Annotated in this window: 20 protein-coding genes; 10 read left to right on the forward strand and 10 right to left on the reverse strand. The window is 73.2% G+C overall.

The window, feature by feature from the left end:
• Positions 1 to 18: 18 nt before the first annotated feature.
• From tyrS to ACFWJB_RS20250, 3 genes are all read right to left on the reverse strand, one after another.
• Complete coding sequence (gene tyrS / locus ACFWJB_RS20240; RefSeq protein ID WP_386923755.1) at positions 19 to 1,287, reverse strand: tyrosine--tRNA ligase; 1,269 nt, start codon at positions 1,285 to 1,287, stop codon at positions 19 to 21.
• Positions 1,288 to 1,330: 43 nt separating this feature from the next.
• A complete protein-coding gene (locus ACFWJB_RS20245; protein ID WP_385467594.1) occupies positions 1,331 to 2,725 on the reverse strand; it encodes a metallopeptidase TldD-related protein in 1,395 nt (464 codons plus the stop codon).
• Between the two features lie 168 nt (positions 2,726 to 2,893).
• Positions 2,894 to 4,417, reverse strand: a complete 1,524-nt coding sequence (locus tag ACFWJB_RS20250; protein WP_386923757.1) for a TldD/PmbA family protein — start codon at positions 4,415 to 4,417, stop codon at positions 2,894 to 2,896.
• Positions 4,418 to 4,691: 274 nt separating this feature from the next.
• On the opposite strand from ACFWJB_RS20250, the gene fabG reads away from it, so the two are divergent.
• Positions 4,692 to 5,396, forward strand: a complete 705-nt coding sequence (gene fabG / locus ACFWJB_RS20255; RefSeq protein ID WP_385467588.1) for a 3-oxoacyl-[acyl-carrier-protein] reductase — start codon at positions 4,692 to 4,694, stop codon at positions 5,394 to 5,396.
• 5 nt (positions 5,397 to 5,401) lie between these two features.
• A complete protein-coding gene (fabI, locus tag ACFWJB_RS20260) occupies positions 5,402 to 6,169 on the forward strand; it encodes an enoyl-ACP reductase FabI (RefSeq protein ID WP_350725015.1) in 768 nt (255 codons plus the stop codon).
• Between the two features lie 166 nt (positions 6,170 to 6,335).
• Here the strand turns inward: fabI and ACFWJB_RS20265 are convergent, their stop codons facing one another.
• Positions 6,336 to 7,049, reverse strand: a complete 714-nt coding sequence (locus ACFWJB_RS20265; protein WP_386923760.1) for a FadR/GntR family transcriptional regulator — start codon at positions 7,047 to 7,049, stop codon at positions 6,336 to 6,338.
• 71 nt (positions 7,050 to 7,120) lie between these two features.
• Here ACFWJB_RS20265 and ACFWJB_RS20270 point away from each other — a divergent pair, with 71 nt between their 5' ends.
• From ACFWJB_RS20270 to ACFWJB_RS20285, 4 genes are all read left to right on the forward strand, one after another.
• A complete protein-coding gene (locus ACFWJB_RS20270; protein WP_385467581.1) occupies positions 7,121 to 8,464 on the forward strand; it encodes a CynX/NimT family MFS transporter in 1,344 nt (447 codons plus the stop codon).
• 34 nt (positions 8,465 to 8,498) lie between these two features.
• Positions 8,499 to 8,615: an SGM_5486 family transporter-associated protein gene (locus ACFWJB_RS20275; RefSeq protein ID WP_385467579.1), complete on the forward strand. Its 117-nt coding sequence runs from the start codon at positions 8,499 to 8,501 to the stop codon at positions 8,613 to 8,615.
• A gap of 171 nt (positions 8,616 to 8,786) precedes the next feature.
• Positions 8,787 to 8,993 carry a hypothetical protein gene (locus tag ACFWJB_RS20280; protein WP_385467577.1) on the forward strand — a complete coding sequence of 69 codons (207 nt, stop codon included), beginning with the start codon at positions 8,787 to 8,789 and terminating at the stop codon, positions 8,991 to 8,993.
• Positions 8,994 to 9,116: 123 nt separating this feature from the next.
• Positions 9,117 to 9,635 carry a SixA phosphatase family protein gene (locus ACFWJB_RS20285; protein ID WP_385467574.1) on the forward strand — a complete coding sequence of 173 codons (519 nt, stop codon included), beginning with the start codon at positions 9,117 to 9,119 and terminating at the stop codon, positions 9,633 to 9,635.
• Between the two features lie 101 nt (positions 9,636 to 9,736).
• Here the strand turns inward: ACFWJB_RS20285 and serB are convergent, their stop codons facing one another.
• Together serB and ACFWJB_RS20295 are read right to left on the reverse strand one after the other, a co-directional pair.
• Entirely contained in the window at positions 9,737 to 10,978 is a 1,242-nt protein-coding gene (gene serB, locus ACFWJB_RS20290; RefSeq protein WP_386923763.1) for a phosphoserine phosphatase SerB, read from the reverse strand.
• Positions 10,979 to 11,187: 209 nt separating this feature from the next.
• A complete protein-coding gene (locus ACFWJB_RS20295) occupies positions 11,188 to 12,999 on the reverse strand; it encodes a streptophobe family protein (protein ID WP_386923765.1) in 1,812 nt (603 codons plus the stop codon).
• Positions 13,000 to 13,240: 241 nt separating this feature from the next.
• Here ACFWJB_RS20295 and ACFWJB_RS20300 point away from each other — a divergent pair, with 241 nt between their 5' ends.
• Positions 13,241 to 15,829, forward strand: a complete 2,589-nt coding sequence (locus ACFWJB_RS20300; protein ID WP_385467566.1) for an FHA domain-containing protein — start codon at positions 13,241 to 13,243, stop codon at positions 15,827 to 15,829.
• A 95-nt stretch (positions 15,830 to 15,924) separates the two neighbouring features.
• Here ACFWJB_RS20300 and ACFWJB_RS20305 read toward each other — a convergent pair whose 3' ends face one another.
• The 3 genes from ACFWJB_RS20305 to ACFWJB_RS20315 form a co-directional block, all read right to left on the reverse strand.
• On the reverse strand, positions 15,925 to 16,674 hold the full coding sequence (locus ACFWJB_RS20305) for a transglycosylase SLT domain-containing protein (protein ID WP_385467563.1): 750 nt from the start codon (positions 16,672 to 16,674) through the stop codon (positions 15,925 to 15,927).
• 354 nt (positions 16,675 to 17,028) lie between these two features.
• The gene (locus ACFWJB_RS20310; RefSeq protein ID WP_386923768.1) at positions 17,029 to 18,141 is read right to left on the reverse strand and encodes an S-adenosylmethionine:tRNA ribosyltransferase-isomerase; all 1,113 of its coding nucleotides are present in this window, start codon (positions 18,139 to 18,141) and stop codon (positions 17,029 to 17,031) included.
• The gene (locus ACFWJB_RS20315; protein WP_386923770.1) at positions 18,138 to 18,836 is read right to left on the reverse strand and encodes an SDR family NAD(P)-dependent oxidoreductase; all 699 of its coding nucleotides are present in this window, start codon (positions 18,834 to 18,836) and stop codon (positions 18,138 to 18,140) included. The genes ACFWJB_RS20310 and ACFWJB_RS20315 overlap by 4 nt, the downstream gene beginning before the upstream one ends.
• A gap of 224 nt (positions 18,837 to 19,060) precedes the next feature.
• Here ACFWJB_RS20315 and ACFWJB_RS20320 point away from each other — a divergent pair, with 224 nt between their 5' ends.
• The 3 genes from ACFWJB_RS20320 (at position 19,061) to chpE (ending at position 21,292) form a co-directional block, all read left to right on the forward strand.
• On the forward strand, positions 19,061 to 20,239 hold the full coding sequence (locus ACFWJB_RS20320; protein ID WP_385467556.1) for a GAF domain-containing sensor histidine kinase: 1,179 nt from the start codon (positions 19,061 to 19,063) through the stop codon (positions 20,237 to 20,239).
• On the forward strand, positions 20,232 to 20,873 hold the full coding sequence (locus ACFWJB_RS20325) for a response regulator (RefSeq protein ID WP_385467553.1): 642 nt from the start codon (positions 20,232 to 20,234) through the stop codon (positions 20,871 to 20,873). The genes ACFWJB_RS20320 and ACFWJB_RS20325 overlap by 8 nt, the downstream gene beginning before the upstream one ends.
• Before the next feature lie 173 nt (positions 20,874 to 21,046).
• Complete coding sequence (gene chpE / locus ACFWJB_RS20330) at positions 21,047 to 21,292, forward strand: chaplin ChpE (RefSeq protein ID WP_386923772.1); 246 nt, start codon at positions 21,047 to 21,049, stop codon at positions 21,290 to 21,292.
• 308 nt (positions 21,293 to 21,600) lie between these two features.
• On the opposite strand, the gene ACFWJB_RS20335 is transcribed toward chpE, so the two are convergent.
• Positions 21,601 to 22,389: a hypothetical protein gene (locus ACFWJB_RS20335; protein WP_386923774.1), complete on the reverse strand. Its 789-nt coding sequence runs from the start codon at positions 22,387 to 22,389 to the stop codon at positions 21,601 to 21,603.
• Positions 22,390 to 22,504 lie beyond the last annotated feature (115 nt).

The following is a 22,504-nucleotide window of genomic DNA, read 5'->3' on the forward strand; positions in this document are numbered from 1 at the left end:
CGCCCCTCGTACGCGCGCTCAGGCGCCGGTGACCTCCACCGCGGCCAGGTTCTTCTTGCCGCGGCGCAGCACCAGCCAGCGCCCGTGCAGCAGGTCCTCGGCGACGGGGACCGCGTCCTCGCCGCCGACCTTGACGTTGTTCACGTACGCGCCGCCCTCCTTGACGGTGCGGCGCGCGGCGGACTTGCTGGCCACCAGGCCGACCTCGGCGAACAGGTCGACGACCGGGCCCAGCTCGGCGACCTTCACGTGCGGCAGCTCGGAGAGGGCCGCGGCCAGCGTCCGGTCGTCGAGCCCGGCCAGGTCGCCCTGGCCGAACAGGGCCTTGGACGCGGCGATCACCGCGTCCGTCTGGCCGGCGCCGTGCACCAGCGTCGTCAGCTCCTCCGCCAGCGCGCGCTGCGCCGCCCGGGCCTGCGGACGCTCCTCGGTCTGCCGCTCCAGCTCCTCCAGCTCCTCCCGGGACCGGAAGGACAGGATGCGCATGTACCTCGAGATGTCCCGGTCGTCCACGTTCAGCCAGAACTGGTAGAAGGCGTACGGCGTGGTCATCTCCGGGTCCAGCCAGACGGCGCCGCCCTCGGTCTTGCCGAACTTCGTGCCGTCCGCCTTGGTCATCAGCGGCGTCGCGTACGCGTGGACGGCGGCGTCCGGCTCCAGGCGGTGGATCAGGTCCAGGCCCGCCGTGAGGTTGCCCCACTGGTCGCTGCCGCCCTGCTGGAGCGTGCAGCCGTGACGCCGGTAGAGCTGGAGGAAGTCCATGGCCTGGAGCAGCTGGTAGCTGAACTCCGTGTAGCTGATGCCCTCGGAGGACTCCAGGCGCCGGGCGACGGAGTCCTTGGTCAGCATCTTGTTGACGCGGAAGTGCTTGCCGATGTCCCGCAGGAACTCGATCGCGGAGAGGTTCTGCGTCCAGTCGAGGTTGTTGACCATCGTGGCCGCGTTCTCGCCCTCGAAGGTCAGGAACGGCTCGATCTGGCCGCGCAGCCGCTCGACCCAGCCCGCGACGGTCTCCGGCGAGTTCAGCGTGCGCTCCGCGGTCGGGCGCGGGTCGCCGATCTGGCCCGTCGCGCCGCCGACCAGCGCCAGCGGCCGGTGACCGGCCTGCTGGAGCCGGCGCAGGGTGAGCACCTGCACCAGGTGCCCCACGTGCAGCGACGGCGCGGTCGGGTCGAAACCGCAATAGAACGTGACGGGACCGTCCGCGAGCGCCTTGCGCAAAGCGTCCTCGTCGGTGGACTGGGCGAACAGCCCGCGCCACTTCAGCTCGTCGACGATGTCCGTCACGGTTCTCTTGTCTCCTCGGGTGGGCTCGTAATCAGGTACGAGGTTATACGCCCTGGCTGACGGAGCTCATATTGAAGTCCGGCACCCTCAGCGCGGGCATCGCGGCCCTGGTGAACCAGTCGCCCCACTCCCTGGGCAGCGTCTTCTCCGTGCGCCCGGCCTCCGTGGCCCGGCCCAGCAGCGAGACCGGCGACTCGTTGAACCGGAAGTTGTTCACCTCGCCGACGACCTCGCCGTCCTCGACGAGGTAGACGCCGTCCCGGGTCAGGCCGGTCAGCAGCAGCGTCGCCGGGTCGACCTCGCGGATGTACCACAGGCAGGTCAGCAGCAGCCCCCGCCCGGTGCCGGCGACCATCTCCTCCAGGGAGCGGCCGGTGCCGCCCTCCAGGACGAGGTTGTCGGCCGCCGGGGCCACCGGCAGCCCGGTCAGTCCGGCACTGTGCCGCGTGGTGGTCAGCCGGTTCAGCTCTCCCGCGCGGATCCAGTCCGTCGCCGTCACCGGCAGCCCGTTGTCGAACACCGACTGGTCGCCGCCGGAGGAGTGCGCGATCACGAACGGCGCGCTCTCCAGGCCCGGCTCGTGCGGGTCGCTGCGCAGGGTGAGCGGCAGCTCGCCGAGCCGCTCACCGACGCGCGTGCCGCCGCCCGGCTTCGAGAACACGGTGCGGCCCTCGGCGGCGTCCCGGCCCGAGGACGACCAGAGCTGGTAGATCAGCAGGTCGGCGACCGCGGTCGGCGGCAGCAGCGTCTCGTACCGGCCGGCGGGCAGCTCCACCCGCCGCTCGGCCCAGCCGAGCCGCACGGCCAGCTCGGCGTCGAGCGCCGCCGGGTCGACGTCCTTGAAGTCCCGCGTGGAACGCCCCGCCCACGCCGACCGGGTGCGGTCCGGGGACTTGGCGTTCAGCTCCAGCGTCCCGGTGGGCTGGTCGTGCCGCAGCCGCAGCCCCGTGGACGTGCCCAGGTACGTCGACGTCAGTTCGTGGCGGGCGAAGCCGTACAGTTCCCGGCCGCCCGTCCGCGCGCGGGCGAACGCCTCCCCGAGGGCCGGTGCGAAGTCGGCGAACACGGCCGACGACGTCTCGGCGGGCGCGTCGGTGAAGTCGGGCGAGGCGGGGACGCCCGTGACCAGCGGCTGCGCGTCCTCGGCGGGACCGGCGCCGCGCGCGGCGGCCTCGGCGGCCCGCACCAGCGGTTCCAGCTCGTCCACGGTCACCGCCGAGCGCGAGACGACCCCGGACGCCGTGCCCCGCTGCCCGTCGACGGTCGCGACGACGGTGAGCGTGCGCCCGCGGGTGACGCCGTTGGTGGTGAGCGCGTTGCCCGCCCAGCGCAGGTTGGCGGTCGACTCCTCGTCGGCGATGACCACGCACCCGTCCGCCCGGGACAGCTCCAGCGCCCGCTCGACGATCTCGTGCGGCTTGCTCCTGCGCGCGCTCATCGGCCGGCCTCCTGCGTGGTGTTGAGACTGTGCTGACCCGGGGGACGACCCCCGGACCCCCGGCCGGTCCCGGTGCGGACGCTCATCGGCCGGCCTCCTGCGTGGTGTCGAGACTGTGCTGACCCGGGGGACGACCCCCGGACCCCCGGCCGGTCCCGGTGCGGACGCTCATCGGCCGGCCTCCTGCGTGGTGTTGAGGATGTTGACTCCCTTGAACAGGGCGGACGGGCAGCCGTGGGAGACGGCCGCGACCTGTCCCGGCTGGGCCTTGCCGCAGTTGAAGGCGCCGCCCAGGACGTACGTCTGCGGGCCGCCGACGGCCGCCATGGACCCCCAGAAGTCGGTGGTCGTCGCCTGGTAGGCCACGTCCCGCAGCTGACCGGCGAGCCGACCGTTCTCGATCCGGAAGAAGCGCTGGCCGGTGAACTGGAAGTTGTACCGCTGCATGTCGATCGACCAGGACCGGTCCCCGACGACGTAGATGCCGCGGTCCACGCTCCCGATCAGGTCCTCCGTGGACATCCCGGCCGGATCCGGCCGCAGCGAGACGTTGGCCATGCGCTGCACGGGCACGTGGCCGGGGGAGTCGGCGTACGCGCAGCCGTTGGACCGCTCGAACCCGGTGAGCCGAGCGATGCGCCGGTCGAGCTGGTAGCCGACCAGCGTGCCGTCCTTCACCAGGTCCCAGGACTGGCCCTCGACGCCCTCGTCGTCGTATCCGATCGTGGCGAGCCCGTGCTCGGCGGTGCGGTCGCCGGTGACGTTCATCAGCTCCGAGCCGTACCGCAGCTTGCCGAGCCGGTCGAAGGTCGCGAAGGACGTACCGGCGTAGGCCGCCTCGTACCCGAGGGCGCGGTCCAGCTCGGTGGCGTGCCCGACGGACTCGTGGATGGTGAGCCACAGGTTCGACGGGTCGACGACCAGGTCGTACAGCCCCGCCTCGACGCTCGGCGCGCGCATCTTCTCCGCCAGCAGCTCCGGGATCCCGGCCAGCTCCGCGTCCCAGTCCCAGCCGGTCCCGGTCAGGTACTCCCAGCCCCGCCCGGCCGGCGGCGCCAGGGTGCGCATCGAGTCGAACTCGCCGCTGGAGTCGTCCACCGACACGGCCGTGAGCACCGGGTGCAGCCGGACCCGCTGCTGCGTGGTCACGGTCCCGGCGGTGTCGGCGTAGAACTTGTTCTCGTGCACGGTGAGCAGGGAGGCGTCCACGTGGTCGACCCCGTCGGCCGCCAGCAGCCGCGCGCTCCAGTCGGCCAGCAGGGCCGCCTTCTCCTCGCCGGGCACGGTGAAGGGGTCGATCTCGTACGACGAGATCCACGTCCGGTCGGCGTGCACGGGCTCGTCGGCCAGCTCCACCCGCTCGTCCGACCCCGCCGCCTTGATGACCTGCGCGGACAGCTTCGCCATCGCCACCGCCTGCGAGGCGACCCTGGCGGCCGCGTCGAGCGTGAGGTCCACACCGGACGCGAAACCCCAGGTCCCGCCGTGTACCACGCGCACCGCGTACCCGAGGTCGGTGGTGTCCGAGGACCCGGCGGGCTTGGCGTCCCGCAGCCGCCAGGAGGCGCTGCGCACCCGCTCCAGCCGGAAGTCCGCGTGCTCGGCGCCCAGCGAACGCGCCCGCGCGAGCGCGGCGTCGGCGAGGGCGCGTAGGGGCAGTGCCGTGAAGGCTTCGTCGATGCTATGAGGCACCTGCGTCTCTTTCTGTCGACGTGACCGGTCGTCCGCGGCGGCACCGGGGGCTGCGCCGCATCATGTCGCGTCGGCCGGTACGGGGGCCACACCTTTCCGTCCGCGGCCGGTGCTTTTCTGTAGGGATCCGACAGTGAGTGCGGTGAGCCACTGTGGGTGCCCGATTCCCCGCGAGGGGGCGGGGACCGATAGGTTTTCGGGGAAGCCGCCTGTCATCGCCGCCCGTCGACCGGGTGGTGGGCGGACACCAGACCGCAATTGAAAGGGTGATCCGTTGAGCCGCTCGGTTCTCGTCACCGGAGGCAACCGGGGCATCGGCCTCGCCATCGCCCGCGCGTTCGCCGACGCCGGCGACAAGGTCGCCATCACGTACCGCTCGGGTGAGCCGCCGGAGGGCTTCCTCGCCGTCAGGTGCGACATCACCGACAGCGAGCAGGTGGAGCAGGCCTACAAGGAGATCGAGGAGGCGCACGGCACCGTCGAGGTGCTCGTGGCCAACGCCGGTGTCACCAAGGACCAGCTCCTGATGCGCATGTCCGAGGAGGACTTCACCTCCGTCGTCGACACCAACCTCACCGGCACCTTCCGGGTCGTCAAGCGCGCCAACCGCGGCATGCTGCGCGCCAAGAAGGGCCGCGTCGTGCTGATCTCGTCGGTGGTCGGGCTGCTCGGCTCCGCGGGGCAGGCGAACTACGCCGCCTCCAAGGCCGGCCTGGTCGGCTTCGCCCGGTCCCTCGCCCGTGAGCTGGGGTCGCGCAACATCACCTTCAACGTCGTCGCGCCCGGCTTCGTCGACACCGACATGACCAAGGTGCTCACCGACGAGCAGCGGGCCGGCATCGTGTCGCAGGTGCCGCTCGGCCGGTACGCGCAGCCGGAGGAGATCGCCGCGGCGGTGCGGTTCCTCGCCTCCGACGACGCGTCGTACATCACTGGAGCCGTCATCCCCGTTGACGGCGGACTGGGAATGGGTCACTGAACACCATGAGCGGAATCCTCGAGGGCAAGCGCGTCCTGATCACCGGTGTGCTGATGGAGTCCTCCATCGCCTTCCACACCGCCAAGCTGGCTCAGGAGCAGGGCGCCGAGATCATCCTGACCGCGTTCCCGCGGCCCACGCTGACCGAGCGCATCGCCAAGAAGCTGCCGAAGCCCACCAAGGTCATCGAGCTCGACGTCACCAACGACGAGCACCTCGGCCGCCTCGCCGACGTCGTCGGCGAGGAGCTCGGCGGCCTGGACGGCGTCGTGCACTCCATCGGCTTCGCTCCCCAGGACGCGCTCGGCGGCAACTTCCTGAACACGCCGTTCGAGTCGGTCGCCACCGCCATGCACGTCTCGGCGTACTCCCTGAAGTCGCTCACCATGGCCTGCCTGCCGCTGATGCAGAACGGCGGCTCGGTCGTCGGCCTCACCTTCGACGCCCAGTACGCCTGGCCGCAGTACGACTGGATGGGCCCGGCCAAGGCCGCCCTGGAGGCCACCAGCCGCTACATGGCCCGTGACCTCGGCAAGCAGAACATCCGCTGCAACCTGGTCTCGGCCGGCCCGATCGGCTCCATGGCCGCCAAGTCCATCCCGGGCTTCGCCGAGCTCGCCTCGGTGTGGGACAACCGCGCCCCGCTGGAGTGGGACCTGAAGGACCCGGAGCCGGCCGGCAAGGGCGTCGTCGCCCTGCTGAGCGACTGGTTCCCGAAGACCACGGGTGAGATCGTCCACGTCGACGGCGGTCTGCACGCCGTCGGCGCCTGACGGAGCCCCCTCACGGGCCCGTGTCCCCTCCCGGGGCGCGGGCCCGTGGCATGTCCCGAGCACGCCTGCCGGCGGGACCTCGACGGCGACGGACGGCGGTCGGGGCCGGGCCCGCGCGGACCGTGCGGCCGGACGGGCGGTGCCGGAGGCGTACGGGCGGCCTGGGTCAGCCACCGGCGGGTGGGCCGGCATCACCGGCGGGCGGGCCGATCCGGCCGGGGCGGCACAGGAACGGATAGCCCGCCGCCTCCCGACCGGCCGTCGCCGCGTCCGACGCGCGGATCGCGTCGACCAGCCGTGTGTGGTCCATGTGCGTCTCCGGCGTCAGCTCGCTGCCCACGTCCTCGCGCAGCCAGTCCCGCAGCACCTCGCCGAGATCCGCGTACATCGCGGTCATCACGTCGTTGTGCGAGGCCGCCACCACGGCCAGGTGGAAGGTGGCGTCCGCGGTCACGAACGCCTCGGTGTCGCCCGACTCCCACGCCTCCTCCCGGCGCACCAGGAGCGCGTCGAGCTGCTTGAGGTCCTTCTCCGTGCGCCGCTCGGCCGCGAGTCTGGCGGCCGACGACTCCAGCGTGGAGCGCAGCTCGGCGATGTGCCGCGGGTCGGCGTCGGCGAAGCGGCGGTGCATCACGCCGGCCAGCTCGCTGGTCGCCACGACGTAGGTGCCGGAGCCCTGGCGGATGTCCAGCAGCCCGTTGTGGGCCAGGGCGCGGACGGCCTCACGGACCGTGTTCCGGGCGACACCGAGCTGCTCGACCAGCTCGGGCTCCGTCGGGATGCGCGAGCCGACCGGCCACTCGCCCGAGGCGATCTGCTGCCGCAACGCCGTGATGACCTGTTCGGACAGTGCCGAACGACGGGGATGGCTCAGGGGCATGGCTCACCTTCGCACGCGGATCCCGCGGCGGACCAGCCGCGGTGGACAACCAATCATCCCATGATTCTATGATGGGCTTCATGGCTAGTGAGGAAACCCGGACGCCGGACGCCACGACCGTCGGAGAGCCGGCCGCACCCGACGCCCGGGGCCCCGGCGGCTCCGCGGAACCGGGGCACCCCGGCACGCGCGCGTGGACGACGTGGACGACCCGCCTGCTCACGCTCGGCATCGTCCTGGCCGCGCTCAACCTGCGCCCGGCCATCACCAGCCTGGGCGCGCTCCTGGAGGAGGTCCGCGACGGGCTCGGCATGAGCGGAAGCGTGGCCGGGCTGCTCACCTCCGTCCCGCCGCTCTGCTTCGCCGTCTTCGGCGTCACCGCCCCGCGGCTCGCCCGCCGCTTCGGACCCGGCGCGGTGGTGTGCGCGGGCATGGCCGCCATCGCCGCGGGTCTCCTGATACGCCCGTACGCCGGCGGCACGGCGGGCTTCCTGGCCGCCAGCGCCCTCGCGCTCATGGGCATCGCCGTCAGCAACGTCCTGATGCCGGTCATCGTCAAGCGCTTCTTCCCCGACCGCGTCGGCTCCATGACCGGCCTGTACTCGATGGCCCTCGCCTTCGGCACCTCGATCGCCGCCGCGGCGACCGTGCCCGTCACGAACGCGCTGGGCGGGGACTGGCAGCCCGGGCTCGCCGTGTGGGCCGCGCTGGCCGCCGTGGCCGTCCTGCCGTGGCTGCCGTTCGTGCGGGACCGGAAGGCCCCCGCCGCCCGGGAGACCGCCGGCGGCACCGCCCCCGCGGGCACGGACGGGCCGGCCGGGCAGCCCGTCCTGCGGATCACCCGCAGCCGTACCGCCTGGGCGCTCGCCGTCTTCTTCGGCCTCCAGGCCACCGCCGCCTACATCACGATGGGCTGGGCGGCGCAGATCTTCCGCGACGCGGGAGTGTCCGCCGGCACCTCCGGTCTGCTGCTGGCCGTCATCATGGTGATGGGCGTCCCGCTGGCCTTCGTCATCCCGCGCGTCGCCACCCGCCTGCCCCAGCAGGGCCCCATCGTGGTCGTCCTCGGCCTGTGCGGACTCGCCGGATACGCCGGCCTGTACCTCGCCCCGGCCGGCGGCGCCTGGGCCTGGGCGCTGCTGCTCGGCGTCTCCAACTGCGCCTTCCCGCTCGCCCTGACCATGGTCGGGATGCGGGCCAGGAGCGGCGCGGGCGTCGCCCAGCTCTCGGCCTTCGCCCAGAGCACCGGCTACCTCATCTCCATCCCGGGGCCGCTCCTGGTGGGCGTGCTGTACCAGCACAGCGGCGGCTGGGGGCTGCCGATCGCGTTGATGGCCACCCTGATGGTGCCGCAGATGGTGGTCGGCGTCCTCGCCGGGCGCGACCGCACCGTGGAGGAGGAGGCGGCCCGCTGACCGCGGCGCCGGGCCGGGGTGCGAGACTGGGGCCATGCCAGTCCTGGACCCGAACCCCCAGCAAGGCCAGAAGAAGTTGCTGCTCGTCTTCGGCGCCATCCTCGCGATCTTCGTGGTCATCGGCGTCGTGGCGACGATCGCCTCGCCGTGACCCGCCGGGGGTGGGGTTAACCCCCCGTCCCCTAGGGGGCAAGGGTCAGGGTCGAGTGGGTGGACCTCCGGATGGGCCGGGCGCCCCGATTTCCGTAGCTTCGGGATGTGACCGCGACAGGCGGATCGCGGAGCACGGACCAGGGACGTCCGAAGACCAGCGGAGGCACTCATGCCGGCCCCTACGTACACCCGGCCCCACCCGGCGACCCGGGGCCGACTCGACATGCGGCTGCCCTGGTGGGCGCTCGCCCTGCCCGCGCTCGCCTTCGTCACGCTGCTCCTGCTGATGCTCAATCCCTCGGACGCCCACGCGGCCGGCGGCGAGCCGGTGATCGCGCACCTCCTGGAGCGGATGCGGCACCTGACCGCCCGCTGACGCCGCACGGCGGGCCCGGAGCACGCGACCGGCCGGCGACACCTCCCGGTCGTGCGTTCCCCCGGTGAATCCCCATGTCAACTCCCTGCGCCCCGTGGCCTGTTTCGTGCGAAGCTGGATGCCATGAGCGTCGCAGAACCCCGCAGGATCATCCTCTTCCGGCATGCGAAAGCCGACTGGCCACAGGTGTCCGACCACGAGCGACCGCTCGCCGATCGGGGCCGAAAGGAGGCCGCAGAGGCCGGACGCCGGCTCGCCGACACCGGCATCTCCGTCGATCAGGCCCTGTGCTCCACCTCGCTGCGGACCCGCGAGACCTGGAAGCTCGCCGTCGCGGAGTTCCCGCACCGGCCGAAAACCGTCTACGAGGAGCGGATCTACGAGGCCTCGCCCGGCGAGCTGATCGCCCTGCTCAACGAGACCCCGGACGACCTGCGGAACGTGCTGGTGATCGGCCACAACCCGGGCATGGAGGGGCTCACCGAGGTCCTGGCCGGCTCGGCCGAGGACGACGTCCGCGAGCGGATGGGCCGCCGCGGCTTCCCGGCCGCCGCCTTCGCCGTCCTGTCCTTCACCGGCTCCTGGAAGACCGTGGAGCCGGGCATGGCCTCGCTGGACGACTACTGGGCGCCGACCGACTGACCCGGCCCGACGCGGCGAGGGCCCGGCATCCGCGCGGGTTCCGGACCCTCGCGGTACCGGCGGGCAGGCCGCCCTCCGGCCTCACGAGGGGCCGGTGCGTGTCAGACCCGGTCGAGCGGGTCCCGGCCGTCGGCGGGGCCGTCGTCCAGCGTGTCCGCCGCCTCGACCTCCTCGCGCGTGATGCCCAGCAGGTACAGGACCGTGTCCAGGAACGGCACGTTCACCGCGGTGTGCGCCGCCTCGCGCACCACCGGCTTGGCGTTGAAGGCGACCCCGAGCCCGGCCGCGTTCAGCATGTCCAGGTCGTTGGCGCCGTCACCGATCGCCACGGTCTGCGACAGCGGCACGCCCGCCTCGGCGGCGAACCGGCGCAGCAGCCGCGCCTTGCCCGCCCGGTCCACGATCTCCCCGGTGACCCGGCCCGTCAGCAGGCCGTCGACGATCTCCAGCGTGTTGGCCTGGGCGAAGTCCAGCCCCAGCCGCTCCTTCAGATCGTCGGTGACCTGGGTGAAGCCGCCGGAGACGACCCCCACCTGGTACCCGAGCCGCTTCAGGGTGCGGATCAGGGTGCGGGCACCCGGCGTCAGCCGCACCTCGGCGCGCACCTTCTCCACCACCGAGGCGTCCAGCCCCGCCAGCAGCGCCACGCGCGCGTGCAGCGACTGCTCGAAGTCCAGTTCCCCGCGCATCGCGGCGGCCGTCACCTCGGCGACCTTGTCCTCGCAGCCCGCGTGCGCCGCGAACAGCTCGATGACCTCGTCCTGGATCAGGGTGGAGTCCACGTCCATCACCACCAGGCGCTGCGCCCGCCGGTGCAGGCCGGCCGCGACCACCGCGACGTCCACGCCGAGCGCCGCGGCCTCGGTGGCCAGGGCGGTGCGCAGGGGCTCGGTCTCCACCCCTGACACCGCGAACTCGACGGCGGTCACCGGGTACTTGGCGAGCCGGAAGATGCGGTCGATGTTGCTGCCGGTCCCGGTGATCCGGGCCGCTATGGCGGCCGTCGCCTCCGCGGTCAGCGGGTGGCCCAGCACGGTCACCAGGGAGCGGCCGAGGCCGCGCGGCCGGTTGTCGCCGAGGCCGGAGATGATCTCCGCCTGCATCTTCATCGACTCCGCCCAGCTGTGGACGGTCGCCCGCAGATCACCCTCCAGCGCCCCGGGCGGCTCGGTCACGAGCGCGCACAGCACGATCCGGCCACGGGTGACGACCTGCTCGATGTCGACGACGTCGACGGAGAAGGCGGCGAGGGTGTCGAACAGGCCGGCCGTGATGCCCGGCCGGTCCTTGCCGAAGATCTTGACGAGAAGAGTGGGAACGTCAGAGGTCTGCGTAGCGCTCATGGTGCTCTTACCGTATCCGGCACGCGGTGCCTTCCGCCTGCGAGGTCCGCCTGGCGGACACGGAACAATCGGCGACGCACGGGTGGACCGGAGGTGACCGGACCGCACGGCCGCGGGCCGCGAGAACCGACGCCCCGCCGGCACCGCCGCCCGGTCCGGGAGACGTCCGCCGGTCGTCCCGGCCTCCCCGTCCGGGCGCGGGCGGCGAATCACTGCCCGCCCCTCGGCCCCCGTGGCGGCGCCGGCGGCGGGGGCTGCGGCGGCGGGGGGCCTTCGCCCCACCGGGACGACGGACGGTCCCCGGGCCGTTCCCCGGGGCGCGGTGGCCGCCCAGGGCGACGCGGGGACGGGTCCAGCGGGCCGACCACGGTCTCGGCGCCGTACAGGTCGTCCCCGTCGTCGGCCGGCCGCTCGCCCGGCGCGGCCGCCCCCGCGTCCGCGTCCGCGGGCCGGGCGTCCTCCGGCGTGCGCAGGTAGGGGTTGGTGTCCGGGTGCGGCGGCCGATACGGCACCCCGCCCGGCCCCGGCCCGTACGGCCCCGCCCCGCGGTCCCCGTGGCGCCCGTCGGCCCCGCCATGCCCCGTCCCCGCGCTCCCCGGTGCCCCGGTGGGGCCCGCCCTCGTGGCATCCCGTGCCAGTGGGGTCGCCCGGCGTCCCGTCGCTCCGCTCACCCGGGCCAGCAGCGCCCCGGCGGCGCCCGCGCCCGCGCCCCATGCGGCGCCCAGGAGCAGCGCCGCGCCGGTGTCCCCGTGCAGGGCGACGCCGGCACCGAACGCGTCGATGCCGAGCACCGACAGCGAGGCGTCCACGGACACCTCCGTCAGCCGGGCCAGCAGCGGCAGCGCCACCGCGGTGGCGATCCCCAGCCGCAGCGCGCACCACCCGGCGAGACCCGGGGCGCGGGCGGCGGACGGAGCGACGGGCGTCCGTACCGCCGTCAGCACCCCCGCCAGCAGCATCAGCGACACCGCCGCCACGCCGAGCAGCCACACCCGCCCGTCCAGCTCCGCCAGCCGTCCGAGCGTGACCGGCTCGTCGGCACCGGTGCGCAGCAACTCGTCCAGCGGGTCCGGCAGGAACCGGGTCAGCGGACCGGTCGCCCGCCCGTCCCACGGCACGAACAGGCCGATCGGCACGCCCAGCCAGACACCGTTGGGCGCCCCCAGCAGCGCGGCCCCCGCGATCCGGCGGGGACGGTCGTCGCCGACCGCCGCGTACGCCGCCGCCGCGTACCCCGCCGCCACCGCCGTCAGCGCCACCGTGACCAGGGCGGACACCGCCGGCCGCACCACCCGGTGCACGGCCTGCCACCCGCGCGGCAGGGGAGTGCGGCGCGAGGCGAGCAGCGCGATCAGCAGGACGCCGGCGCACCAGACCAGCCCGCCCAGCAGCGTCGGCGCGGTCTCGACGCGGAACCCGACCGCGGCCTCGGCACCGACGAGGTCACCGACCCGGTCGGGCAGCAGCCCGCCCACGTCCCCGAGGTCACCGAGCCCCGGGATCTCCACCCCGCCGCCCCCGCCACCGGGCAGGTCGTCGAGCCCGAGCGAGCCGCCGTCGATCGTGACGACGTCGTGCCCCGCCCAGGCCAGCCCGCCCAGCATCGCCACGAACAGGGCCGTCACCGCGCCCGCGCGGGCCAGCAGTTCGGCGGGCGCGACCACGACTCCCGCCGCCCGCAGGGAACGCAGGAAGAAGAACGACAGCAGCACCGCACCGACGAGACCCACGCCCAGTGGCGTGATCTCGATGGCCGTGTGCGCCTCGGCGCCTTTCAGTCCGAAGGCGGACACATCGCCGGACGGCGTGACCGACCCACCTGCGCCGAGCGCCACGGCCGCCGCCGTCATCGGGCCCAGGGCGCCCTCCGTATCCGCGTCCAGTAGATGCAGGCCGAGCGCCGCAGTCCCGGCCATGCCGATCAACGCCCAGCTCACGGAGGCGATCGCGGACAGCGCCACGTCCGCCCACGGCATCCTCGTGCCGTACCCCTCGTTCCCGGCGCTCGTGGACGCGCTCATGGCAGACCCCCCGATCCGCGGCGCGGCGGGGTTGCCGCGCATGTCCCCCCTCGCGTGGATTACCACTCTCCGGGCAGGTTTCAACCCCGTCAACGGAAACGGCCGGTGGGCCTGCGCGCGGTTTTCACAAGGCCCGACTTTCGGTCAGAGGGCCGGGCCTGGAATAGTTCCCCCCGATGTTCGACATCCCTAGACTCCCCGCGACGGGGGCAATTCGGGGGACAACTCAGTGGGGCATGGAGTGCCGGAACTCGTACTGGAATCAAATGGACGGACCTGGACGCTCGATCCGTCCCGGTCCTACGCGCTCGGGCGCGATCCGCAGGGGGAGCTCGTCTTCGACGACGCCAGGGTGTCCTGGCGACACGCCACAATCACCTTCAACGGCCGCAGTTGGGTCGTGGAGGACCACGGCAGCACCAACGGCACGTTCGTGCACGGCCGGCGGATCCAGCACATGGAGCTCGGCGCCGGCACGGTGGTGAACCTGGGCAACGCGACCGACGGACCGCGCCTGAGCCTGACCGCCGCTCAGTCCGCCGCCGGCACGCCGCAGGCCCAGCCGCAGCAGCACCAGCCGTACGCCGCGCAGGGCGCGAACGCGGGCTGGGCGCAGCAGGCACCCGTGCAGGAGCCGCCGCGGCAGCAGACCCCGCCGCAGCAGGCGCAGGTGCCGCACCAGGCCGGCTGGCAGCAGCCGCAACAGGCCGCACCGCAGCAGCCCGCACCGCAGCCGCAGCAGGCCGCGGCGCACTTCCCCCAGCAGCACGTACCCGGCGGCGCGGCGGGGGCGCCGCCGGTGTACGGGGACCGCAGCCCGACCACGTTCCACCAGTTCTCGCTCGGCCGCGTCATGCGCATCGGCCGTGCCCTGGAGAACGACCTGGTCGTCTCCGACCTCCAGGTCTCCCGCAACCACGCCGAGTTCCACGCGACGCCCGACGGCCGCATGGAGATCCGCGACCTCGGTTCGCACAACGGCACGTACGTCAACGGCCAGCCGATCACCAAGGGCGGCTCCCAGCTGCTCGGCCCGACCGACATCGTCGGCGTCGGCCACTCGACGTTCCGCATCGTCGGCGACCGGCTCGAGGAGTTCGTCGACACCGGTGAGGTGTCCTTCTCCGCCCGCCACCTGACCGTCACGGTCGACGGCGGCAAGCAGATCCTCAAGGACGTATCCTTCGGCGTCCCCGAGAAGTCGCTGATCGCGGTCATCGGCCCGTCCGGCTCCGGCAAGTCGACCCTGCTCAAGGCGCTCACCGGCTACCGGCCCGCCGACCAGGGAGAGGTCCTCTACGACAACCGGAACCTGTACAAGCAGTTCGCCGAGCTGCGTCAGCGCATCGGACTGGTCCCGCAGGACGACATCCTGCACAAGGAGCTGACCGTCAAGAAGGCCCTGAAGTACGCGGCCAAGCTGCGCTTCCCGGCCGACACCACCGGTGCGGAGCGCGACGCCCGCATCGACGAGGTGCTGCGCGAGCTCAAGCTCGACATCCACAAGGACAAGAAGGTCACCTCCCTGTCCGGCGGCCAGCGCAAGCGCGTGTCCGTCGCCCTGGAGCTGCTGACCAAGCCGTCGCTGATCTTCCTGGACGAGCCCACCTCGGGCCTCGACCCGGGCATGGACCGCGACGTCATGCAGCTGCTGCGCGGACTCGCCGACGACGGCCGCACCGTCCTCGTCGTCACCCACTCGGTGGCCGAGCTGGCGATCTGCGACAAGCTGCTGGTGATGGCGCCCGGCGGTTCCGTCGCCTACTTCGGCCCGCCCGAGGAGGCGCTGAACTTCTTCGGCTACGACACCTGGGCCGACGTCTTCTCCGCCTTCGAGAACTACCGCGACTACGACTGGGCGGGCCGCTGGAAGGGCTCGCAGCACTACCAGATGTACGCCGCGGACATCGACGCGGTCGCGCCGCAGTCCGTACAGGTCCCGCCGATGCAGGCGATGAAGCCGCCGAAGCCGCAGGGCTGGATGTCGCAGTTCGTCACGCTGGTGCGCCGCTACACCTCGGTGATCGCCTCCGACAAGGGCTTCCTCGCCCTGATGGTGATCCTGCCGGCCGTGCTCGGCGCGGTGAGCCTGCTCATCGACGCGGACAAGGGCCTGCTGCCCAACCCGGCCAACCCGAAGACCGGCCGGATCATCCCGAACGGCACCGCCACCACCGTCCTGCTGATCCTCGCGGTCGGCGCCTGCTTCGCCGGCGCCGCGAACTCCGTCCGTGAGCTGATCAAGGAACGGGTCATCTACGAGCGGGAGCGTGCGACCGGCCTGTCACGCTCCGCGTACCTGATGTCGAAGGTGTTCGTGCTCGGCGTGATCACCGTCTTCCAGGGTCTGCTGGTCGGCGTGATCGGGTTCGCCAGCCGGGAGATCCCGCAGGAGGGCCTGATCCTCGGCAGCGCCACGATGGTCGAGCTCTCGCTGCCGATCATGGCGCTGGGCTTCACCTCGATGATGTTCGGCCTGATCATTTCGTCGCTGGTGAAGACCGCGGAGAAGACCATGCCGCTGCTGGTCATGTTCGCTATCATCCAGGTCGTCTTCACCGGCTGTCTCTTCGCCCTGAACGGCGCGGTCGGCGTCAACCAGTTCTCGTACCTGATGCCGTCCCGCTGGGCGGTCGCCGCCGCCGGTGCCACGCTGGACTTCAACCGGATCAGCCCGCCCGAGGAGGGCGCCGGGACCGACCCGCTGTGGGAGCACTCCGTCGGCGCCTGGGGCCTGGACATGGCCGCGCTGATCGCCCTCGGCGTGATCTGCGGCTTCTTCGTGGCGCGCTTCCTGCGCCGCCACGAGCCCGAGGTCATGCGCAAGTAGATCCGGCCTCACGCCCCGAAGGGCGGCACCCCGTCAGGAGGGTGCCGCCCTTCGGCGTTCGGCGGAGCGTCGGCGTGAAGAGGTCCGCGCCGACCTCAGTACGCGCTGTTGACGTTGTCCATCGAGCCGTACTTGTCCGCGGCGTAGTTGCAGGCCGCGGCGATGTTGGCGACCGGGTCGTAGATGTCCCAGGACGTACCGGGCACGTGGTAGGCCTTGAACGTCGGCGGGATGACCTGGAGCAGGCCCTTCGACGGGATGCCGTTGATGGCGTTGATGTCCCAGTCGTTGATGGCCTTCGGGTTGCCGGAGGACTCCCGGATGATGTTGCGGTGGATGCCGCTGTAGGTGCCCGGGATGTCGTGCTTGGCCATGATGGACTTGGCCTCGCGGATCCAGCCGTCGAGGTTGTTCGGGTAGGAGACCTTCTTGACCTCGGTGCGCTTGGCGGACCGGCTCGCGGTCTCCTTCGCCTCGCGCTGGGCGGCGGCCTTCTTCGCAGCGGCCTTCTTCGCGGCGGCCGCCTTCTGCTGGGCGGCGACCTGCTTCGCGGCCGCCTCCTTCTTCGCCTCGATCGCCGCGACCTTCTGGCTGGCACCGGCGAGCTGATCGGCGACGCCGGCGTGCACGTCCTTGATCTGCTGCTGGCTGCTGTACGCCACCTTGGCCGCCGGAGCGGCCTCGCTCGTGGTCGTCGTCTGCGCGCCGGCCGGGAACGCGGCGAGGGCGACGGCGGTGACGCCGAGCGTGCCGACGCCGGCGACCGCTGCCTTCTGGGCGCGGTTCAGCTGCTGAACGCGGTCCAGGGAACGACGATAACCACGGGTGAGGATGTTCTTGGGCATGGCGGGATAGACCTCTTCGAGTAGCGCGGAGGTCGCTCTCGTCCGGTGGGGACAGGGGTGCTTCCGGGGCACAAGCGCTGCGGGACCAAACCCGCCGCGCTGAGCGACGAGAGCAATTCTTAGCGGCCGCAAAATCGGGAGGCAAAGGTGTGACGTACGATCCCGGGTAGTGGATCAGGGTCCGGCAAAACAGGGCAGACAGGACTGTATGCCCCGCTCAAAACGGACGAGTCGTTCTCCTACTCCGCTTCGTACGTGACGTGCACCCTATGCGGGGGCTCACATCGGGGGCACAGCCATCTCACTGCCAGTTGCTTGAGCAATGCGATGGGTGAGGGGTTTTCCGGGCCCCTCCTACGGCAGGAGGAGGTGGACGTCTCCGAACTCGTGCCACAGGTAGCGCCCCGCCAGCGCCGCCTCGTACCCGCGGTCGATCGCCGCACGTCCCGCCACCGCCTCCAGCATCAGCAGATGCGACGCCTCCGGCTCGTGCAGCCCGGTCAGCAGCCCGTCCACCACCCGCACCCCGCGCTCCGGGGTGACGACCAGACCGGTCCACCCCTCCCGGGCCCGTACGACCCCGTCGTCACCGGCCGCCGACTCCACCGCCCGCACGGCCGTCGTCCCCACGGCCACCACCCGCCGGCCACCCGCCCGCGCGGCGTTGATCAGCCGCGCCGAGGCCTCCGGCACGCGGAACCGCTCCGGATACGGCGGCTCGTGCGCCTCCGCCGACGCCACCCCCGTGTGCAGCGTCACCGGCGCGAACCGCACCCCCCGGCCCACCAGCTCCGCCACCAGCCGCGCCGTGAAGGGACGGGCGGCACTCGGCATCTCCGCACTGCCCGTCCCGTCGGCGGACGGCAGCGCGAACACGGTCTGGTACACGGACAACGGCTGGTCCCGCTCCGTATAGGAGTAGCGAATGGGCCGCCCGTGCTCCCGCAGCACGGCGGCGACGTCCACCCCGGCCACCCGCGCCCACCACAGCCGGTCCCCGCGGGCGCTCAGCGGCTCCTCCAGCACCAGCCGCCCGCCGCCCGGCAGCCGCACCCGCGTCCCCGCGAGCCGGCCTCCCCGCCGGGACGGCGCCTCACCTTCCGCTCCCGCACGCGCGCGCGTGGTCCCCCGCCCGTCCGGCTCCCGCAGCTCCACGGCCCACCTGCCGTCGTCCCCGCGCGTGGAGAAGTGCACCACCACGCGCGCGTCGCCCACCCGCCCGTCCACGGCCGCGGCCAGCGTGGCCGACGTGTTCACGATCAGCAGGTCCCCGGACCGCAGCAGCCCCGGCAGCTCCGGGAAGCGGTGGTGCGACACCTCCGTGCCCCGTGACACCAGCAGCCGCACGTCGTCCCGGCCCCGCCCGGGGCCCCGCTGCTCGGCCGGCAGCCGCGCCGACAGCTCCTCGGGCACCTTCCCCCACGCCCGTACCGGCCCGCGCGCGGGGAACCCCGTCGACGGCGTCACCGCCGTCCCTCCAGCAGCGCCTGAGCCGCGTAGCGCCCGCTCGCCGGCCGCTCGTCCAGCAGCCGCAGCAGCGCCGGGACGACCTCCGCCGGGTCGGGCCGCGGACCGTCGTCGTCCGGTACGGCCGCCACGTACAGGTCCGTCGCCATGTCCCCGGGGTCCACCGCCCACACCCGCAGCCCCGGCTCCTCGGCGGCCAGCACCGCCGCCAGCCGGTCCAGGGCCGCCTTGGACGCCCCGTAGCCGCCCCACGTCCCGTACGCCTCGACGGCGGCGTCCGAGCTGACCGTGACCACCGCGCCCGCCGCGGCCGACCGCAGCAGCGGCAGCGCCTCCTGCACCAGACCCAGCGCGGCCACCGTGTTCACCTCCAGCGCCCGGCGCAGCCCGTCCAGCGGCAGCTCCTCCAGCCGCACCAGCGGCTCCGCGCCCAGCGCACTGGCGTTGCTGACCAGCAGGTCCACCCCGCCCAGCCGCCACGCCGCCGCCACCAGCTCCGCCCGGTGCCGGGCCTCCGTGACGTCGCCGGGCAGCGCCGTCACCCGCGTGCCGTACGACGCCAGCGCCGCCGCCGTCCCCTCGAGCACCGCCGGCGTCCTGGCGTCGAGCACCAGGTCCCAGCCCCGCTCCGCCAGGGCCTCGGCGAGCGCCCGGCCCAGTCCCTTCGAGGCCCCTGTGATGATCGCTACCGGCATGACCCGTCCCCTCGTCGTCGGTGCCTCCTGATCGGCGTGGCCCAACCTAGGAACCGGACCGCGGCGACCGCCTCGGGCACGGGCCGCAACCGCGCGGGGCCCTTCGCCCTAGGCCCCGCGGCCCGGACCCCGGTCCTGGACCCGAAGACCTAGGTCCGGAGCCCCGGGCGGAAGCCGTCACGGGTCCGATCCGCGCCGTCACGGCCCGCCGGTACCGTGAGGACATGAGTCACGGCCCCCGGTCCGGCCTCGCCGCGGTGAGTTCCGCGCTGCTGGCCATGAGCAGGCATCTCGAGGTGCGCGACGTCCTCAAGACGATCGTCGCCTCGGCCCGCGAACTGCTCGACGCCCAGTACGCGGCCCTCGGCGTCCCCGACGACCACGGCGGCTTCGCGCAGTTCGTGGTCGACGGCGTCAGCGACGAGCAGTGGAAGGCCATCGGGCCCCTCCCGCGCCAGCACGGCATCCTCGCCGCGATGCTGCGCGAGGCCCGCCCCGAGCGCCTCGCCGACGTCCGCAAGGACCCCCGCTTCGAGGGCTGGCCGTCCGCCCACCCCGACCTGGCCGACTTCCTGGGACTGCCGATCCGGGACGGCGACGAGGTCATCGGCGCCCTGTTCCTGGCGAACAAGCTGCGCCCTGCGGGGGGACACCCCCCACACCCCCCGTGCGAGAAGCCCCGGGGCGGCTGCGGCTTCACCGAGGAGGACGAGGAGCTGCTCGGCATCCTCGCCCAGCACGCCGCGATCGCCCTCACCAACGCCCGCCTCTACGAGCGCAGCCGCGAGCTGACCATCGCCGAGGAACGCTCCCGCCTCGCCCACGACCTGCACGACGCCGTCAGCCAGAAGCTGTTCTCGCTGCGCCTGACCGCCCAGGCCGCCGCCACCCTGGTCGACCGCGACCCCGCACGCGCCAAGGGCGAGCTCCAGCAGGTCGCCGCGCTCGCCGCGGAGGCCGCCGACGAGCTGCGCGCCGCCGTCGTGGAGCTGCGCCCCGCGGCCCTGGACGAGGACGGGCTCGTCGCCACCCTCCGTACCCAGATCCAGGTCCTCGACCGGGCCCACACCGCGCGCGTGACCTTCGCCGGACACGGGGTGAAGGCACTGCCCGCCGCCCAGGAGGAGGCCGTGCTGCGCGTCGCCCAGGAGGCGCTGCACAACGCGCTGCGCCACTCCGGAGCGGAACACGTCGGCGTGACCCTGGACCGGCGCGGCCCCGGAGCCGTGCTGCGGGTCACCGACGACGGCGGCGGCTTCGACCCGCGCGCGGTGCGCCGCGCGGGACGACACCTCGGCCTCGTCTCGATGCGGGACCGGGCGAACGGCGCCGGCGGCAGGCTGACCGTGGAGTCGGCCCCCGGCCGGGGCACCACGATCGAGATGGAGGTTCCCGGTGGCTGATGCGATCAAGGTGCTGCTCGTCGACGACCACCAAGTGGTCCGCCGGGGGCTGCGCACGTTCCTGGAGGTGCAGGACGACATCGTGGTCGTGGGCGAGGCCGCCGACGGCGCCGAGGGCGTCGAACGCGCCGAGCAGCTCAAACCCGACGTGATCCTCATGGACGTCAAGATGCCGGGCATGGACGGCGTCGAGGCGCTGCGCCGGCTCCGCGAGCTGGACAACCCCGCGCGCGTGCTGATCGTCACCAGCTTCACCGAGCAGCGCACCGTCGTCCCGGCCCTGCGGGCGGGCGCGGCGGGCTACGTCTACAAGGACGTCGACCCCGACGCGCTGGCCGGCGCCATCCGCTCCGTCCGCGCCGGGCACATCCTGCTCCAGCCCGAGATCGCGGGCGCCCTCCTGTCCCAGGAGGAGGGCGGCTCCGGCCAGGGGAGAGGGAATTCCCTCACCGAGCGGGAGCGGGAGGTGCTGGGCCTGATAGCGGACGGCCGGTCCAACCGGGAGATCGCCCGGGCGCTGGTCCTCTCCGAGAAGACCGTGAAGACCCACGTCTCGAACATCCTGATGAAACTCGACCTGGCGGACCGCACCCAGGCCGCGCTGTGGGCCGTACGCCACGGTGTGGCCGGCTGACCTGCCTGACGGCCCGGCCGGTACGCCGCGGCGGCCTGGAGGGTTCCCCTCCGGTCGGAGATTCATACCGTCGTGGGAATGTCACCCACATGGCGCATCCTTCTGCGCGCCGGGCCGTTCTCCAGTGCGTGCCGCGGCGAGCGCCGCGGCCATCGCTAGGGAGGGTTTCGCACGTGAAGAACCTGAAGAAGGCAGCGGCCGTGACGATGGTGGCCGGCGGGCTGATCGCCGCCGGCGCGGGCATGGCCTCCGCCACCGACGGCTCCCACGCCCACGGTCGGGCCGTCGGTTCCCCGGGCGTCGTCTCGGGCAACGTGATCCAGGCACCGGTCCACATCCCGGTGAACGCCGTCGGCAACAGCATCAACGTCATCGGCCTGCTGAACCCGGCCTTCGGCAACCTGGGCCTCAACCGCTGACCCCACGCCCCCGGCCTCCCGCCCCACCCGGGAGGCCACACGCACCCCGGCCCCGCGGTCAGCCGTCCCGCCCACCCAGCCTGCGGGCGGTCGTGCTCTCCCCACCCACCCCCAGCCTGCGGGCAGTCGTGCTCTGCCCACCCACCTCCCAGCCTCCGGGCGGTCGTGCAGCTCTCCCCACCCACCCCCCAGCCTGCGGGCAGTCGTGCCGCTGGGGCGGCACGGGTGGGCGCAGGCGGCACCCCGTCAGCGCCGGGCCGCGCACCCACCCCCGCGTCACACCGACGCCAGGCACCCACCGAGGGACGTCACCGCACCCCCCGCTCCCGCTCCTCCACAACGGAGTTGTACGCCGCGACCTGCGCCCGCCGAGCCGTCCGCTCCACCGGCCGCAGCGCCTCCCCCCGCGCCACCATCTCCGACGCGCTCACCGCACCCCCGTGCCCGTTCTCGTACGCCAGCGCCACCAGCGCCCCCACCCGCTGCGCCAGCTCCAGCACCCGCACCGCCCGCGGCGGATACCCCGGCGCCAGCACCTCCCGCCCCCGCTCGGCCCGCGCCCGGTACGCCGCCACCGCCGCCTCCGCCACCGGACCCGACCCGGCGACGTCCAACCGCGTCAGCACCTCCGTCGCGTCCCGCAGCGCCTCCGCCAGCTCCCGCTCCGCCTCCCCGAGCGACGGCACGTCCGCCGGCGGAGCCTCCCGCACCGGCAGGCAGTGCCAGACCACCTCGACGTGCACATCACCCGAGGGCCCCGCCTCGTACACCTCCGGCACCAGCCCCAGCGCGGCCCCGTGACAGACAACCGCCTCCTCGGCCTCCAGCGCCCGCGCGTTGAACTCCGGCGGCCCGCTCAGCCCCAGCGGATGCCCAGGCGCGGGCAGCGCGACCCGCAGCCCGGTCGCTCCGAGCGCCCGCAACCGCCCGAGGGCCAGCGTGAGACCGACGGGCCCCGCCTCGCCCGGCAGCCCCTCCACCCGGTGCACCGCGTCCTCCCCGACGATCGCCACCGCGGCGTCATCAGGCGGGACGATTCCGGCAAGAAGGGCATTTCCCCAGGCGGCAAGGCGGCCTGCGCGTGGTTCCGAGAGCATGCCCCCACCCTAAGGACCGGACCGATGGAACAGCGAAGCCGACCGGTGGCGTAGATTTCCTGGAGGGCCTGCGCCCACCGGCGCGGCGGCCCCAGCCACAGGCGTACGCGACAGC

This window comes from Streptomyces sp. NPDC127100, from assembly GCF_042724095.1.
Lineage (GTDB): Bacteria > Actinomycetota > Actinomycetes > Streptomycetales > Streptomycetaceae > Streptomyces.

What these genes read in the sequence shown, in the direction of transcription:
- ACFWJB_RS20245 (WP_385467594.1), bottom strand. Translation starts at nt 2,725, where the DNA reads ATGAGCGCGCGCAGGAGCAAGCCGCACGAGATCGTCGAGCGGGCGCTG.
- fabI (WP_350725015.1), top strand. Translation starts at nt 5,402, where the DNA reads ATGAGCGGAATCCTCGAGGGCAAGCGCGTCCTGATCACCGGTGTGCTG.
- ACFWJB_RS20265 (WP_386923760.1), bottom strand. Translation starts at nt 7,049, where the DNA reads ATGCCCCTGAGCCATCCCCGTCGTTCGGCACTGTCCGAACAGGTCATC.
- ACFWJB_RS20270 (WP_385467581.1), top strand. Translation starts at nt 7,121, where the DNA reads ATGGGCTTCATGGCTAGTGAGGAAACCCGGACGCCGGACGCCACGACC.
- ACFWJB_RS20275 (WP_385467579.1), top strand. Translation starts at nt 8,499, where the DNA reads ATGCCAGTCCTGGACCCGAACCCCCAGCAAGGCCAGAAGAAGTTGCTG.
- ACFWJB_RS20280 (WP_385467577.1), top strand. Translation starts at nt 8,787, where the DNA reads ATGCCGGCCCCTACGTACACCCGGCCCCACCCGGCGACCCGGGGCCGA.
- ACFWJB_RS20285 (WP_385467574.1), top strand. Translation starts at nt 9,117, where the DNA reads ATGAGCGTCGCAGAACCCCGCAGGATCATCCTCTTCCGGCATGCGAAA.
- serB (WP_386923763.1), bottom strand. Translation starts at nt 10,978, where the DNA reads ATGAGCGCTACGCAGACCTCTGACGTTCCCACTCTTCTCGTCAAGATC.
- ACFWJB_RS20295 (WP_386923765.1), bottom strand. Translation starts at nt 12,999, where the DNA reads ATGAGCGCGTCCACGAGCGCCGGGAACGAGGGGTACGGCACGAGGATG.
- ACFWJB_RS20305 (WP_385467563.1), bottom strand. Translation starts at nt 16,674, where the DNA reads ATGCCCAAGAACATCCTCACCCGTGGTTATCGTCGTTCCCTGGACCGC.
- ACFWJB_RS20315 (WP_386923770.1), bottom strand. Translation starts at nt 18,836, where the DNA reads ATGCCGGTAGCGATCATCACAGGGGCCTCGAAGGGACTGGGCCGGGCG.
- ACFWJB_RS20320 (WP_385467556.1), top strand. Translation starts at nt 19,061, where the DNA reads ATGAGTCACGGCCCCCGGTCCGGCCTCGCCGCGGTGAGTTCCGCGCTG.
- ACFWJB_RS20335 (WP_386923774.1), bottom strand. Translation starts at nt 22,389, where the DNA reads ATGCTCTCGGAACCACGCGCAGGCCGCCTTGCCGCCTGGGGAAATGCC.